Raw genomic sequence first — 16143 nt, forward strand, 5'->3', positions numbered from 1 at the left:
GGGATAATAACCCCTCAAATGCCCCTGCCCCATTGCATTCCGGGCTTTCTGCAGCCAAGCATAAACTCTTGGCTCAATAGTAACAAACATTGCAGAACCAATAGCTACAACCTATGCCTTTGCTGCAATGCGAACCGGCAAACCGGTTACTCTCCATGTTATTCCGCGCAGGAGAAAGCCTCTTGCAGCAATTCGCCCAATACAGCAATATTATCCACTACTAAATGAGGTCGAGGATCTGCATTTCGAGCATCATCAAGGGTGGCCTCACCTGAGAGTACCAGCACCCCTAAAGCATTTGCATTGTGTGCCATTAAAATATCGGTATAGATCCGGTCACCCACCATCGCGACTTCAGAAGCTTCAAGTTGGTGCGCGGTCAGAATCCCGTCAAGCATCTCAGGCTGCGGTTTTCCCAATACTACCGGCGTTCTTCCTGTTGCTTTTTCCAATGCCGCACAAATGGAACCACAATCTACCAGCGTAATGGGCTCATCGGTAGGGCAAACATAGTCGGGATTAGTAGCAACATAGGTTTTCCCCTGGTTGATCCACCACGCAGCCCTTGCCAAACGTGCATAAGTAAGCGACAAGTCGAAAGCCACCACCACAGCATCGGGTTCAATAGCAGGATCGTCGGGAAGGGATTCAAAGCCCGCCCGTTCAAATTCGGTGATCATGCTTTTTGTCCCGAGAATAAACAGACGCTTTTTATCGGGGTGATTTGATTTCAGGTAAGAAATGGTAGCCTGTGCGGTAGTATATAACTCTTCCCGGGTGGCTTCAATTCCCATGTTGCGGAGATGCTTCAGGTAATCTTCTGTGCATTTCGATGGATTATTGGTTAAAAAGGAGTAGCCAATCCCCATGTTCTTCAGTTTTTTCAGGAAGTTTGAAGTAAAGGGAAAAAGAGTACTGCCCTTGTAGATCGTTCCATCCATATCGAGGGCAACATGCTTTATTTTTCCGAGGCGTTCCAATACCGCCTGTTTTGTATCGAACGTAGAAAGATGTATTTTTTCTGTAGTCATTATTTAGCTGAACATTTTATTTAAAAATGGAGAAAGTTGTCCGATGCGCAAGGCTAAATCCAGCGCAGTAAACCTCGAACGGAGAAATTGTGCACGCACATACGATTCCCTCAAATGCTCCGGAGTGATACCAATTTGCATGGAATCAACCGGGGCCCCAACTGCAATTAAACACTGTTCCAGTTCTTTGGATGAAATCAGTTGCTTTTGCAGGTCTTGTTTTAATTTTGGCCAAACTGCCTTTAGTTTCTCAATATGAGCTTTCATCTCTTCTTTTGAAAGATGCTTGGCCTTTGTTTGATTTACAGCCGTATCCAAATAATCAGTACCACTAAACTTTTCTTCGGCACGTTTCTGCATCTCGGGCCATTCGGGCCAGTCATTTACACATGCAGTTACGTCAATTTGGTCAACTGGAAACTCTAACAGATACTCGTAAAGCCGGGTTACTGCCAAAGTTGCAATCCCTACCTGAAATCCATGACTCGGCGTTTCTCCATTGTGAACGTGGTGTTCCATATTCCAAAGATGGCTAAACTGATGTTCTGCACCTGAGGCTGGCCGGCTTGTTTTCGACCATTGCATGGCAAATCCGCACAACATAAGACCTTCTGTCAAACGAGTAATCGCCTCTACATTTCCCTCACGCGCTCCTTTGGGATCTGATAATGCTTCTTTTAGTTCATCCTGAACAATTGACCAGGCAGTGGGATCGATGGCTTCCACTCCCAATGCATCGGAAATAATCCAATCGGCACCAGCGGTAACTTTTGCAAAAAGATCGGCATAACCGGCTGCAGTCATCTCTGCAGGCGCTTTTCGAATCACTTCGATATCTGCCAATACTACCTGTGGCGCCGGACAAGAAAACGTTTGTTTTGCGCCTTCGAATGTAATGGATGCACCAAACGCTGTATAACCATCCACCGATGCGGCGGTAGCCACACACATATACTGCCGGTTTGTTCTTGAAGCAGCCAGCTTTGTCATATCGTTGAGCGTTCCTGAACCTACGGCAACAGGAATCGCATCGTGTTTTTTCAATGCGTTTTCCAAAAGCTCAACATTGCCAAACTCGGCATATGGACGTGCTTCGTTATATACAAACGGCTCACCATAAGCCAGGCCTGCATTTTCAAGATATTCCTGAACTTTTTTACCCGCAACTTCATAGGTGGTTAAATCACATACCACAACGGCTTTTTTCCCTTCAAACTGAGAGGAAAACAACTGCGGCACACGATCCAGTATATCTTGTCCGATTTCGAGTGCGCGTGTATCACTTGCCGAAGCGAGTGCTCTTTCTATACTCGGTTTCATTTTTGTCTTTCGTTTTTACTTATCTATCATTTATGACGGAAATCCACTTGCTTTGTTCGCCAGCATTTGCATTCCGCCGTTTTGTATTTAACTGTACCTAAACCTTTTTTGCATTGTTGGGTAAGGTGATAAATTTAGTCAGAAAAGCACTTAGGAAATACAGTCCGGCCAATAGCCAGATTACGCCTTCGTCGCCGATAAAACGGTGGAACAATGCCACCAAAAGCGGCCCAACAAAAACGGGTAAACCTGCTCCAAGATTCAGTACAGACATGGCTGCACCCTTATCCTCTTTTACCAGCGAAGGAACAAGAGCTGTCAATGGAACATATCCGGCCAACAGCGCTCCCCACAAAGTTCCGGCAACAAGTACCAGCCAGAAATTCCCCCCTACAAACACCGGAGAATAGAAGAATAGCAGTGTGCTGATCCCACAACCTACGCCGCCAAACCACATTACCGTATTTCTCCATCCGATATGGTCGCCTACAAAACCGAAAATGAGATTAAAGATGATGTTTCCGGTAAAAATAGTTCCCCATATCTGAAGCCATTGCTGAGTGTCAAATCCATGTTGTGCCATGTACATCGGCAAAAACACAGGAAAAGCAAACTGAGCTGTGGTGTTAATCACGCGAACAATTCCCCCCATTAAAACCTTGGGTTCGTCGCGCATAATTGTGATTCCCTTTAGCAAGTCTTTTACCTTCGATTCAGCTCCCTTCCGTTCGATTTTATAGAATTTATTGATCCACAATGCCAAAAATGCGCCAATTAATGCCCAAAGCACCGAGGTCCAAAGCGTATTAATGTGACCAAACTTTATAATGGCCCAACTTGAATAGTAAGCACCCAAAACGTTCAATCCTCCGGTGAAAACAAACCAAAACCAACCAACAGCTCTACCCAGTTGTTTTGCAGGCGTACTGTAGGTAATCCATACGAGGAACGAGTATGCAAACAGCGGATATCCAAATCCCCTCAAAGCGTACATCCCCAACATTACCGGGTAATTTATATTGGGAATACCCAATCCAACAAATCCTGCAGTACCCATTAAATAAAGAATCAGGCCTGAAAACATTGTTCTGCGAGGTCCAAAAGTTTCGGCAAACACCCCCGAAAACCACGCTGATACCGCAATCGTAATTCCGTAAACCGTAAACAATGTAGCTGAAGCTTCGAGGCTTAACCCGCGACCAACCAGGTAAGGACTAAGCCAGCCTTGCTCAATGCCATCGCCCATCATAAAAATTAACACGCCGAGATAGCCCCACGAAAGATGCTTGGGAAGCCCAATTCTCTCAAAAAAAACAGGTTTGGTTTGATTCATGTTTTATTGGTTTAGATTTATTTACGAGACAAAATATCCTTTTGCTATTTCATTGAATTCCTGTATTTGTTGTTCTTTCCATTCTTCTGTCTTATTTAATTCCTCAGCCAAAATAGCAGCCACACGCGGCGCCATTTCTATGGCTGCACGAGCATCGATGAACAAGGCCCGAACACGACGCGCCAACACATCTTCAACAGTTTGCGCCATCTCTTCGCGTACGGCCCATACTACATGTGCTTCCTTAAAGGTATAATCAGGATGCAGCAATGCATCATATTTTCCTTCTTTTTTAATCAGCTTATTTATTTTTTCGATGTCACTACCGTAAACGTAATCCCATTTCGATTCATCCACGTCCTTCGCATATCCGTGAATTCTCATATCAGCAGTAACACATTCTTTAGCAGGAAGTCCGTTTGTTTTAATCGCTTCATTTACAACTTCCTCTGCCATTTCGCGATAAGTAGTCCATTTACCTCCGGTTATGGTAATCAATCCCGACTTGGATTTGTACAGCTTGTGACTGCGCGAGATTTCCTTTGTTTTCTGCCCGTCGTTTTTGGTTGGAGCTGCCAGCGGACGAAGTCCTGCAAAAACCGACAGCACATCGGAACGTTTTGGTTGCTTTGCCAGATATTTACCTGCCTGATCCAAAATAAAATCCACTTCTTCTTCAAGTGCACGTGGCTCCAGTTCTGCGTGATTCAAGGGAGTATCGGTTGTTCCCAACACCACTTTATCGTGCCATGGCACTCCGAACAACACCCTTCCATCATCGGTTTTAGGAATCATAATAGCAGACTTTCCTCCCAAAAACTCTTTATTAACGACCAAATGCACCCCTTGACTCGGCCGAACTTTCTTTTCTCCTTCAGGTGCGTCAAGCCCCATTAGTTCATCAACAAAAACACCGGTTGCATTAATCACGCTCTTTGCATTAATACGGTATTCGGTTCCGGTTAATGCATCAACTGCATCAACTCCCGCAACCTTACCTTTTGCATTCTTGATCAGACCAGTTGCCTTCATGTAGTTAATACAAGTTCCTCCGTTATCGAACGCCGTCTGAACCAAAGAAATGGCCAGTCGGGAATCATCAAATTGCCCGTCGTGATAAACCACTCCACCTTTTAGCTTTTCCTTTTTTAACCCGGGTATTTCTTTGATCACACTTTTCGATGTCATCGGAAGCGATCTGCCAAGCCCCATTTTTCCGGCCAAAACATCATAACAGGTCAAACCTATGGTGTAAAATGAACGCTCCCACCACTTATAGTTACCGATAATAAATCTCATATCTTTTACCAGATGCGGTGCATTCCTGCGCATCCTTCCTCTTTCGCGCAAAGCCTCCACAACCAATCTGACATCTCCCTGTGCAAGATAGCGCACTCCGCCGTGAACCAGTTTTGTACTTCGACTCGATGTTCCTTTTGAAAAATCGTGCTGTTCAATCAAGATCGTACGATATCCTCTTGAAGCCGCATCCACCGCGACGCCTAATCCCGTTGCACCACCACCAATAATTACAATATCATAATCTTTCTGACTACTCAGTTCCTCCAATAATTTGTTTCGTTTCATTTTTGCATTCATTATTCCGGTTATACCACTCCTCATCATCCTTTTCTTATAAAAATAGTTAAAGATGTTTCGTTTTGCATAACAAATATAAATATCGAAACAATAAAACTATCGTTTAGTACTCTTTTATTTCGCATTTGTTAATATTTTTCCATCAAAAGCTCTATGAAAACAAAAAAAGAGAAAGCACATAGCCGCCTATTCCAAGTCGAACAACACCGTCAAACACAAAAATAATTAACGATTATCGACTCGGGTAAATACCACCAGGATCACTGCCAACTTATTCCGCTCTCAAAAGCCACAAATGAACACTTCAACTAAGAGACAGGATTTACCACCCCATGCAAAACAAAAGCTTGCTCGAAAACCTGAAACCATGGAATCCACTTCACCTCCGTGGCAATCAGCACAATCAGATGCTACTTTGATTGCAATACAGCCCACACCTCCAGCGGCAGGTCCGACTCGATGATATCAGGATTTGTCAACAGTTCTTTTTGATACTCTTGCTTGCGGGCGTCTTCATCCTGAAGTTTATCGTGCGTTGGGGCAAACGAAACCATGCAACGAACTCCATGCTCGTGCAGTTTTTTCACCAACTCAGCATTATTTTCATCAATGGTTTTTCCCACATAGGCGATAATGTTATGCCAGGGCACTCCGGAACCAACAAAGCTCTCATACTCTTCATTGTTACGAATAAAAACCGATTGCATCACACCGGGAAGCTGTTCGTAATAATACTTAGCCTGCTCACCATTGTGCACCGTAACCATCATGTAATCTTCGGCACCCATTTCTTTGATCAAAGAAACAACCATAGCCGGCGGAACATCTTTTTTATCCAAATTCAGTACTGTTTTTCCTTTTGCCCATACCATAACGTCTTTCAGCATTGGCACATTAAACGAAGTAGAATTTCCTTCGTGATCCTTTAGTTTCACGCTATCCAGAAGCTCCTGACAGGTATAGCCATTGAGCTTCCCCGTACCGGTAGTTGTGCGATCGAGCGTAGCATCGTGATGTACAACGATAACACTGTCTTTTGTCAATCGCGGATCGATTTCGAAGATGACCGGCATATTCCCGGCTACATATTGATAGATTTCCAGACTATTCTCAGGTAAACCGGGCAAGCGTCCTCCACGGTGACCACTCACAATAATATCTCCGCCTTCCTTATACCTGAAATAATCACTCAATTCAGGAGTACTGGCTTTTGTTTCTCCTGCAACATTTGTAGGTTTATTTGAAAACTGACACCCCAATAACAACTGAACCAGAGCAAAGGCTATTGCCGTTTTCATCACAATACTTTTCACTTGCATTTTATTGATTTATTAATTTGTATACTTCACCCATTATCCGGATTCAATACAAAACAAAAATAAACAAATAAAAAAGCAGTGCAACCAGTTTCGAAATACCAATATTTCGATTTGATCACCTTTCAGACAAAAGCACACATTATACTCTATCATTTTACACTCGATACTACATTGCAGCATCAGCAACTATGGAGAAATCTTCCCCCATTAGCGTTATGTAAATAATCATCTTTCGTGTTACTCCGGAATTTTACCCCACTCGTATCGATGGTTTGCATCAAATTCCGGATTGGGAACTGGCATTTTCGCCTGTGTGTCCTCTTGCCATTTTCGGAGAATATCTCTCATCTCCTCCAGTTTTTTGGGATAACTAAACTTCAGATCGGTCATTTCGTTGACATCGTACTTCAGATTAAACAGGTCAAATTCTCCCGACACAAGATTCTGTACAATTTTCCAATCACCTTTTCTGAGTGCCGACATTGGTTGTTCGTGGTGAAAAACCGGATAATGCGTAAATATTTCACGCTTCGGATCAAAACGGTTTTCTGTCCATACCGGAACCATCGAAAATCCGTCAAGCACCTGACCGTTTGGCTTCTCACCATTAGATAATTCTAAAAAGGTAGGATAAAAATCGACACTTGACACCACTGCTTCTGTTGTCGATCCGGCCTTGATTTTACCCGGCCAGCGAACAATCAGCGGCACTCTCACTCCCCCTTCATACACAGTGCCCTTCCCCGCCCGGAAAGGCGCATTTGAAGTGGCAATATAACACAACGGGTGGCCTTCGGGGTAAGCATCTTTGCTTTCGCCTCCCAAAAGCGGAATGTTATCAAAACGATTGTCAACGCCACCGTTATCTGAAAGGAAAATAAAAATAGTATTGTCTGCCATGTTCAGTTGCTCAATTGTATTCAGAACATCTGCGACGCTGTTATCCACATGTTCGATCATTGATGCATAAACGGCGTTACACGGATAATCGGGATCTTTCTTTTTCCTTTGGAACTTTTCGATCAACTCCCTGTCTGCATCGAGTTGTACATGAACATCGTAATGGGAAATAAACAAAAAGAACGGATCATCCTGATTCTCTTCTATAAATTCAATTCCCATATCGGTCAGTATCTCACTTAACCGCTTTCCCTTTTGCTCCTTATACTCCGGCAAGAATTTTGGATGATAAAAGCCACCTCCAACATAGGTGTAAGCTTTGTCGTATCCACGTGAACCGGGCAAATGCTGCTGATCTTCGCCCAGATGCCATTTTCCAAAATACCCGGTTTTGTATCCGGCTTTTTGCATGGCCTGCCCGAGGGTAAAAACTTCATCGGGCAAATGTTTTGCCTTATTTTGCGGAACAATTACTTTTTCATAGGGACGCCAATGTCCGGGAATAAAATCAAATATACCTACCCTTGCCGGATACTGCCCCGACTGAATGCTGGCTCTTGTGGGTGAACAAACAGGTGCAGCATAAGCGTTGGTAAAAACCATTCCTTCGTCGGCAAGCTTTGAAATGGCGGGAGCTTCGTTAAACCGGTTGCCGTAAACCGGTAAATCTCTTCCACCCAAATCATCGGCCATTATCAACACAATGTTCGGGCGATTCTGTCCTGTTAAAAGTCCGGAAAACAACAACAGCACAACAACATTCAGCAGGTGAATCATTTTATGTTTCATTTTACCTTATATTAAATCGAATTTATTTCCAGATTTCTGAAGAAGTACTTCCATCAAACGTTGCTTAAAATTATCATAAATCCTCCACGCTCAATCATGAATTTAATATCTGTAAAACATATTACGACTCTCGCTTTTGAACGACCTTACCTTTGTATTATACACATCAAAAAAAGGAGCCACGCCTCTGCGTAGCTCCAAGCTGTTTAATAATAACTAAAGTTTCTATGAAAAAAATTCTTTATTATTCTGCTTCGTGGTACATTAAGTTAACCAACGAAATAGTGTATTGCTTTTTAACCGACGAATAAGAAATTTTATAATCTGTCGGATACCACCCAGCATTCTGATAAGCCTGAGGCTGTGGAATTGGAATGATCTCGTCGGGCATTGTCTTCAAATAATCCAAAGTAATCATTGGTTCCCAGAATATAAACTCGCCTCCATACGAGCCCCAAATAAATGTACGCGTAAATGTAGCCCCACTCAATTCGGGAGAAGTTAAATCAACCCAGTGTGCTCCCATTCCCGGAACCAAGCCCTCCAGCTCCATATGCATGGGAGGAATATACGCGCTATCGGGAGCGGGATCCAAATACGGTGGTGCCATTGGTGGGATATTCATTCTATCTTCATTTGGAATGATATAAAAATGAATATCAAAGTGAGGCAAATCGTAAACCCCAGGTGGCTCATGCCCCATCGGATTCCAATCAAATAAAACATGTGTATAAAAATGATTTCCCTTACCCTTAGGCAACTCCAGCACATATTGCATCATCTCACTGGGCAATTTTTCCAGTGCTTTTGCCGACACATTAATCCCGACTTCCAACGGATCGCCAGCTTTATTCTGTGTGACAAAGGCTCTGACCACGCCATTTCCAACAGGTTCTGTTGAACTGTAAAAAGTGTTCATTGAAGCATTTTTCAGCTCCATAAAGTCATCACCAGCAGAAGATATCATTTCATCTTTTTGGCACGACTGCAACCCCCACATGGAAATTATGATCAGTAAAATCCAAATCCTTTTAAATCCTTTTTCCATTACGTTTCACTTTTTGCTGATGAAAAGTTACGACAAAAGATTGTCGCACAAAAGACCTTTTTATATTTTATTTGATTTAATTTTTAGTGTTTTGATTACGATTTGACAAAAAACATTCTATTTCAACCCGATAGCACAACTTGCTCTTGAAAATAAAATTGAAGTATGAAACTTCAGCTATAAGATTCCGGGTAATCTCAAAAACATAATGTTCTCAAGTTTTCGCATTGCACCAAAACAAGCTTCGCTCCGATTGAAAGAAATATGTTATATTGGAACGCTGAAAAGCCAACTACCAGTTCGATTTAATCATACCTAAAACAACTATTATGAACAACAAGCTTGCCCGAAAAAAACATTTCCATTTTAGTCTTTTTATTACACTTTTTATTTTCCTGTTCACTTCGTGTACTTCTGAAAAAATCAAAATTGAAGACATGACCTGTGAATACAACACTCAACCAAAAGGCATCGATGTCCAAAGTCCACGTTTTTCGTGGAAAATTGCGTCTACCGAACGAAGTATTTTACAGGCTTCGTTTAGAATTATTGTCAGCGAAGAAAAAAATGAAGTCCTCGGAAAGTCGGGAGATTCATGGGATTCCGGTCGTGTGGAATCATCCAACACCATAAATATTACGTATGAAGGATCGACCTTGAAAAGCAACCGGGATTATTTTTGGCGTGTTTGTATTCAAACCAAAAACGGAGAAGAAATATGGAGCAAACCTGCTCGTTTTCACACCGCATTTTTTTCGGCTTCGGATTGGAAAGCTGATTGGATCACAACTTCCGAGGAAATTATCCATCAAAGTCCTTTCTTCCGGAAAGATTTCGAAATCGCTAAAAAAGTAAAACAGGCGTTTGCTTATGTTACTGCGGGCGGTTTTTATGAATTCTCGTTAAACGGAGAAAAGGTAGGCGATCATGTTTTGGATCCTTCCATCACCGATTACCGGAAAAGGATTCTGTATTCAACTTACGACGTTACTGAAAACCTGAAACCGGGAACAAATGTTGCCGGGTTGATATTGGCCAATGGTGCGTACAATATGCGAAAAGTTGCCGACAGATACAGTTGGGGCGGCGGAAATGTATTTGGTAATCCAAGTTTTATTGCACAACTAAACATCACCTACGAAGACGGTTCGCAGGAAGTTATTGTTTCTGACCCGACCTGGAAATACGCCAACGGACCGATTACCTTTAATAATCTGTTCGGAGGAGAAGACTACAACGCTCAACTAGAAATTCCGGGATGGAACACCAAAGATTTCCAGGCAAACAACTGGAAAAATGCAATACTCGCCACAAAACCGGGCGGACAGCTGGTTTCACAATTAAATCCTCCGGTAAAAGTCACTGAAACACTTGAACCGGTAAAGCAAACCCAACCTTCAGAAGGCGTGTACTTATTCGATCTTGGACAAAACATTGCCGGCTGGTGGAAAATAGAAGTTAAAGGAAAAGCCGGACAAGTGATTCGCATTCGGGGATCTGAAACGCTCAACAATGAACTTTTTCCTAAAAACCTGGAAGAAGGCGATAAATACAGCGACAAATTCAGGTTCCACTCGCACGTTTGGACCGACTATACACTAAAAGGAGAGGAATTGGAAACCTATGAACCGCGCTTTTTCTATTCCGGATTTCGTTATATCGAAGTGGCCACATCAGATAAAAAAGCATTGGATGAAATAAAAGTTGCCGGACGCGTTGTCCGCTCTTCCATGGAATTGAATGGCACTTTTGAATCGTCCGACTTGTTGCTTAACCAAATCCACACGGCAGGATTATGGTCGCAAAAAGGCAACCTGGTTTTCTACCCCACCGACTGTCCGCACCGCGAAAAAGGCGCTTATAACGGCGATGGACAAGTGATTGCGGAAACTTCAATTCATAATTTTGAGATGGCCTCACTCTACACCAAATGGGTGAACGACATGCGCGACTCGCAGGAAGAGAACGGCCGAATTCCAAATACATCACCTGTTCTTGTCGGCGGAATGGGCGGCGGAGTGGCCTGGGGAAGCGCCTACATTTTAATTCCCTGGTGGATGAATCACTACTACAACGACAACCGGATACTGGAAGACCACTACCCTGCCATGAAAAGATATACTGACTACCTTAGCACTCTGGCAAAGACCGATAATAATCCGGACGAACCTTATATTATCAACGACTTTCTGAGCTACTGGTATTCTTTGGGCGAATGGTGTGCTCCCGGACAAAACGATTGCCCCAATCACCCGGTAGTAAATACGTTCTACTATTATTACAATACCAAAACCATGGCAGAAATCGCCAAATTACTCGGAAAAACTGCCGATGCTGAAAAATTTTCGTCACGTTGCGATACGATCAAACAAGCGTTTAACGACAAATTTTTCAATACCGAAACCTATTTGTACGGAACCGATTCAACGTTCCAAACTTACCAGTTACTGGCGCTGGCGGGAGATATCATTCCGGACGGATACCGCGAAGGAGTGGTAAAAACAGTAGTTGACGACATTAAAAAGCGGGGAAATCATTTAAATACGGGAATTATAGGAACTAAATACCTGTGGCCAATTTTGGTACAGGAAGGTTACAGCGACCTTGCCTACAAAGTGGCCACACAAAAAACCTATCCGGGCTATGGATTCTGGCTCGAAAACAATTCAACAACACTGCTTGAGCACTGGTCAGGCAACGACTCGCATAACCACGAAATGTTTGGTTCGGTAGTCGAGTATTTTTACAAATACCTGGCTGGCATTCAGTCGCCGGTTGAGGGTCTTACCACAAAAGGGTACAATCACATTCAACTGCAACCTTACACTCCCGATGGACTCGACTTTGTTAATGCATCGTTGGAAACCATGAGCGGAAAAATTATTTCAAACTGGGAGAAAAAGGACGATGGTTTTCACTACAAAGTATCGATACCGGGCAATACAACCGCTACTATCGTCTTTCCGGATAAGGTTGACCAGAATGCTACATTGTCAGAAAATCAACAAATTGTGTGGAAAAACAACAAGACTGAAAGCGAAGTTAAGGGAATAACAAAAATTGAAGCAAATTCCGGACAGCTGGTTATATCTGTTGAATCAGGTGATTACGATTTCCATCTGACCAACCTGTAACCCGCCACATGCCGCGAGGTTACATTAATTTTAAATTAACAGTCTTTTGACTTGTTGTGTTAATTTTTATAACTATAATTGCAACAAATTAATTAAAATGAATTTCAGATTAGGACATCACGGCCATCATGGAAGTATCCAACCAACTGGTAGGCTGTAAATGTTTTGTCTGTTCATAACGATAATAGGGAAAAGAGGCTTGCCGGTTGGTAAGCCTCTTTTTTGTTTTAAAAAATTAGAAATTTGTAAATATAAAATCCGTCATTTCAAAACAAGGGAGAACAAAACATCAGAACTACTCTCCTACCGCTAAAAACGACAGCTGCAGAAATGACAAAAAAGTTTAAGATGGAAAACAAGATCAAAATTGCCATTCAGACAAAAGGAAGGCTGAACGAAGATTCGATGAGCCTGATTAACGAAGCAGGAATTGGTTTAAGTATCGGACGCAGAACGCTGGTTTCGGAAGCTAAAAATTTTCCGATGGATGCGCTTTACCTGCGCGACGACGATATTCCGCAAACCGTTGCTGACGGGGTTTCCGACATCGGCATTGTAGGTGAAAACGAAGTAGCCGAAAAAGATGAGAACGTGGTTATTGCCAAACGTCTCGGATTTAGTAAATGCCGTCTTTCACTGGCCATTCCAAAGTCGCTGGATTACCCGGGTCTGGAATTCTTTAACGGTAAAAAAATCGCCACTTCCTATCCCGGAATCTTAAAGAAGTTTTTAAAAGAAAATAACATCAATGCCGATATTCATGTCATCACCGGCTCTGTGGAAATTGCCCCGGGAATTGGACTGGCCGATGCCATTTTTGACATTGTAAGTTCGGGATCTACACTGGTGAGCAACCGACTGAAAGAAGTGGAAGTGGTGATGAAATCGGAAGCAGTGCTGATCGCCAATCCAAATCTTAGCGCAGAGAAAAAAGAAATACTGGATGAGCTGATTTTCAGAATTGAATCGGTACAACGTGCACAGGGCAAAAAATATATCCTGCTGAATGTTCCGAACGAAAAAATACCCGAAATCACCGGTTTATTGCCTGGTATGAAAGCGCCAACCTTGGTTCCGCTGGCAAAAGAAGGATGGAGTTCGATGCATTCTGTAATTGACGAAAACGATTTCTGGGAAGTGATTGGGAAGTTGAAAAAAGCAGGTGCTGAAGGTATTCTGGTTGTTCCGATCGAGAAAATGATATTTTAAAAAGCGTAATGAAACGAGCGGTTCTATGCAAATGGAAAAACAACCGGCAAATACAATCCGTCGGTTGATCAAAATGCTCGTTCCATTTGATACTTTTTTATAAAAGACAATTTCAATAAGATGAAAACGTACATCAATCCGCCTGAAAATACCTGGCAGGAGATACTAAAAAGACCGCTGTTCGACGTTTCCGACTTATACGGAAAAGTACAGGCGATTTTGACTGAAATACGACAGAAGGGAGATCAGGCGCTTCGAGAATTTACAGCCAAATTCGACGGCGCTGAAATTGATCGGTTCGAAGTTTCAGCGGAAGAAACATACGCAGCCGACGACCTTATTAGTGACAACTTAAAAGCAGCGATCGATATTGCAGCGAATAATATCAAAATATTTCACGCTGCCCAAAAACCGGAAATCAGAAAAATTGAAACCGTTCCCGGAGTAACCTGCTGGCAAAAAGCAGTGGCGATCGAAAAAGTAGGTTTGTACATTCCGGGGGGAACCGCACCACTCTTCAGCACAGTGCTGATGCTGGCCATTCCTGCGCAGATTGCAGGTTGCAAAGAGATTGTACTTTGTTCGCCTCCCAACAAGGAAGGAAAAATTCACCCGGCTATTTTATATGCTGCAAAAGTGGCTGGAGTAACGCAGATTTACAAACTTGGCGGTGTTCAGGCGATCGGCGCCATGGCTTACGGTACTCAAACCGTACCCAAAGTGGATAAAATATTTGGACCGGGAAACCAGTTTGTAATGGCGGCCAAACAATTGGTAAGCATGAACGACGTTTCGATCGATATGCCGGCCGGTCCGTCGGAAGTATTGGTGGTAGCCGACGAAAGTTCCAATCCGGCATTTGTAGCATCCGATTTGCTATCGCAGGCAGAACATGGTGCCGATAGCCAGGTAATTTTGGTGGCCGATCAGCCTTCAACCATCGAAAAAATAAAAGCGGAAGTGGAAGCACAAGTTGCCGTTCTGCCGAGAAAAGAGCTGGCCGAAAAAGCGCTTTCGCACAGCGTTCTGATTGCCATTGACAATCCGCAACAACGCATTGCCCTGATCAATGAATATGCACCGGAGCACCTGATCATCAGCACCAAAAACTACATCGAAATTTCGGAACAAGTGATCAATGCCGGTTCTGTTTTTCTGGGTGAACTCACTCCCGAAAGTGCGGGCGATTATGCATCTGGCACCAATCACACGCTACCGACCAATGGCTGGGCACGGTCGTACAGTGGAGTTAACCTGGACAGTTTTCTGAAAAAAATTACCTTCCAGGAAATTACAAAGGAAGGACTTAAAAAGATCGGTCTGGCAATTGAACTGATGGCAGAAGCAGAGCAACTTGAAGCCCACAAAAACGCAGTAACTCTTAGATTGAGAAAGATAGAATAAGATTGAAGGAAATAAAACAACATGGAACTAAATAAACTTCTACGCAAAAATATTTTAACCCTGAAACCCTATTCTTCGGCGCGTGACGAATACACCGGCGAGGCAATGGTTTTTCTCGATGCCAACGAAAATCCGTTTAACGAGCCTTACAACCGCTATCCGGATCCGCTCCAACGTGCAGTGAAAGAAAAGATTTCGAAGCTGAAAAACATCGACTCTTCGCATATTTTCCTGGGAAATGGCAGCGATGAACCAATTGATTTGCTCATCCGCGCTTTTTGTGAGCCCGAAGTTGACAACGTTGTTTCGATCGATCCGACTTACGGTATGTACCAGGTAGCTGCAGAAATTTCGAATGTGGCGCTTAAAAAAGTTCCGTTGACAGCAGAATATGAACTGAATGTCGAGGCGCTTCTGGCTGCATGCGATTCAAATACAAAGTTGATTTTTCTGTGCTCGCCCAATAACCCAACAGGCAACTCTTTGGACAAGGAGAGCATTGTAAAAGTGCTGAAATCGTTTAACGGCCTGGTTGTTCTGGATGAAGCTTACATCGATTTTGCACCGGGGAAAACACTGCTTAACGAACTGGCTGGTTATCCAAATCTCGTTATTCTTCAAACCTTTTCAAAAGCCTGGGGAATGGCAGGAATCAGACTGGGGATGGCCTTTGCATCGGTGGAAATCATTTCAGTTTTAAATAAGATCAAATATCCCTACAACCTGAATATCCTGACACAGCAAAAAGCGATGGAATTGCTGGAACAAAACGAGCAGGTGGAAGAGTGGGTAAAATTACTGATCGACGAACGCGAGAAAATGGCGGAAAAACTAAAAGCCTTGTCTTTTGTTGTAAGAGTGTTTCCTTCCGACGCCAATTTTTTGCTGGTGAAAATGAACGATGCACGCGGAATCTACCAATACCTGGTTGAAGAAGGTATTATTGTCCGCGACCGCTCAAAAGTGTTTTTGTGCGACGACAGTCTCCGGATTACCATCGGTTCGAAAGAGGAAAATAAAATAGTAAGAAAAGCATTAAAAAATCTGATATCGTAAA

General features: G+C 43.1%; 11 protein-coding genes. 4 read left to right on the plus strand and 7 right to left on the minus strand.

The genetic code is table 11. From position 1 onward, the window contains the following. Positions 1–158 precede the first annotated feature (158 nt). From MR764_RS11485 to MR764_RS11515, 7 genes are all read right to left on the minus strand, one after another. Positions 159–1031, minus strand: coding sequence for an HAD-IIA family hydrolase (locus MR764_RS11485; protein WP_247979561.1), 873 nt, complete (start codon positions 1029–1031; stop codon positions 159–161). A gap of 3 nt (positions 1032–1034) precedes the next feature. Next, positions 1035–2351, minus strand: coding sequence for a sn-glycerol-1-phosphate dehydrogenase (locus MR764_RS11490; RefSeq protein ID WP_247979562.1), 1317 nt, complete (start codon positions 2349–2351; stop codon positions 1035–1037). A gap of 97 nt (positions 2352–2448) precedes the next feature. Continuing rightward, on the minus strand, positions 2449–3684 hold the full coding sequence (locus tag MR764_RS11495; protein ID WP_247979563.1) for an MFS transporter: 1236 nt from the start codon (positions 3682–3684) through the stop codon (positions 2449–2451). Positions 3685–3705: 21 nt separating this feature from the next. Next, on the minus strand, positions 3706–5271 hold the full coding sequence (locus tag MR764_RS11500; RefSeq protein ID WP_247979564.1) for a glycerol-3-phosphate dehydrogenase/oxidase: 1566 nt from the start codon (positions 5269–5271) through the stop codon (positions 3706–3708). 422 nt (positions 5272–5693) lie between these two features. Beyond that, a complete protein-coding gene (locus MR764_RS11505; RefSeq protein ID WP_247979565.1) occupies positions 5694–6581 on the minus strand; it encodes a glycerophosphodiester phosphodiesterase family protein in 888 nt (295 codons plus the stop codon). Positions 6582–6839: 258 nt separating this feature from the next. Further along, the gene (locus MR764_RS11510; protein ID WP_247979566.1) at positions 6840–8291 is read right to left on the minus strand and encodes a sulfatase; all 1452 of its coding nucleotides are present in this window, start codon (positions 8289–8291) and stop codon (positions 6840–6842) included. 244 nt (positions 8292–8535) lie between these two features. After that, positions 8536–9339, minus strand: coding sequence for a DUF5602 domain-containing protein (locus MR764_RS11515; protein WP_247979567.1), 804 nt, complete (start codon positions 9337–9339; stop codon positions 8536–8538). Positions 9340–9668: 329 nt separating this feature from the next. Here MR764_RS11515 and MR764_RS11520 point away from each other — a divergent pair, with 329 nt between their 5' ends. From MR764_RS11520 to hisC, 4 genes are all read left to right on the plus strand, one after another. Continuing rightward, positions 9669–12473, plus strand: a complete 2805-nt coding sequence (locus MR764_RS11520) for a family 78 glycoside hydrolase catalytic domain (protein WP_247979568.1) — start codon at positions 9669–9671, stop codon at positions 12471–12473. A 348-nt stretch (positions 12474–12821) separates the two neighbouring features. After that, positions 12822–13682 (plus strand): ATP phosphoribosyltransferase, encoded by an 861-nt coding sequence (hisG, locus tag MR764_RS11525; RefSeq protein ID WP_247979569.1) that lies wholly within the window; start codon positions 12822–12824, stop codon positions 13680–13682. A gap of 120 nt (positions 13683–13802) precedes the next feature. Further along, positions 13803–15086 carry a histidinol dehydrogenase gene (hisD, locus tag MR764_RS11530; protein ID WP_247979570.1) on the plus strand — a complete coding sequence of 428 codons (1284 nt, stop codon included), beginning with the start codon at positions 13803–13805 and terminating at the stop codon, positions 15084–15086. A gap of 21 nt (positions 15087–15107) precedes the next feature. Continuing rightward, positions 15108–16142: a histidinol-phosphate transaminase gene (gene hisC, locus MR764_RS11535; RefSeq protein ID WP_247979571.1), complete on the plus strand. Its 1035-nt coding sequence runs from the start codon at positions 15108–15110 to the stop codon at positions 16140–16142. The last annotated feature ends 1 nt before the right edge of the window (position 16143 follow it).

Origin of the sequence: Maribellus sp. YY47, assembly GCF_023111095.1 — a bacterium.
In the GTDB taxonomy this organism is placed as follows: Bacteria; Bacteroidota; Bacteroidia; order Bacteroidales; family Prolixibacteraceae; genus Draconibacterium.

Excerpts from the sequence above, each read along its gene's own strand:
- hisG (WP_247979569.1), top strand. The coding sequence starts at position 12,822 with ATGGAAAACAAGATCAAAATTGCCATTCAGACAAAAGGAAGGCTGAAC.
- MR764_RS11510 (WP_247979566.1), bottom strand. The coding sequence starts at position 8,291 with ATGAAACATAAAATGATTCACCTGCTGAATGTTGTTGTGCTGTTGTTG.
- hisC (WP_247979571.1), top strand. The coding sequence starts at position 15,108 with ATGGAACTAAATAAACTTCTACGCAAAAATATTTTAACCCTGAAACCC.
- MR764_RS11485 (WP_247979561.1), bottom strand. The coding sequence starts at position 1,031 with ATGACTACAGAAAAAATACATCTTTCTACGTTCGATACAAAACAGGCG.
- MR764_RS11515 (WP_247979567.1), bottom strand. The coding sequence starts at position 9,339 with ATGGAAAAAGGATTTAAAAGGATTTGGATTTTACTGATCATAATTTCC.
- MR764_RS11490 (WP_247979562.1), bottom strand. The coding sequence starts at position 2,351 with ATGAAACCGAGTATAGAAAGAGCACTCGCTTCGGCAAGTGATACACGC.
- MR764_RS11505 (WP_247979565.1), bottom strand. The coding sequence starts at position 6,581 with ATGAAAACGGCAATAGCCTTTGCTCTGGTTCAGTTGTTATTGGGGTGT.
- MR764_RS11520 (WP_247979568.1), top strand. The coding sequence starts at position 9,669 with ATGAACAACAAGCTTGCCCGAAAAAAACATTTCCATTTTAGTCTTTTT.
- MR764_RS11500 (WP_247979564.1), bottom strand. The coding sequence starts at position 5,271 with ATGAAACGAAACAAATTATTGGAGGAACTGAGTAGTCAGAAAGATTAT.
- hisD (WP_247979570.1), top strand. The coding sequence starts at position 13,803 with ATGAAAACGTACATCAATCCGCCTGAAAATACCTGGCAGGAGATACTA.
- MR764_RS11495 (WP_247979563.1), bottom strand. The coding sequence starts at position 3,684 with ATGAATCAAACCAAACCTGTTTTTTTTGAGAGAATTGGGCTTCCCAAG.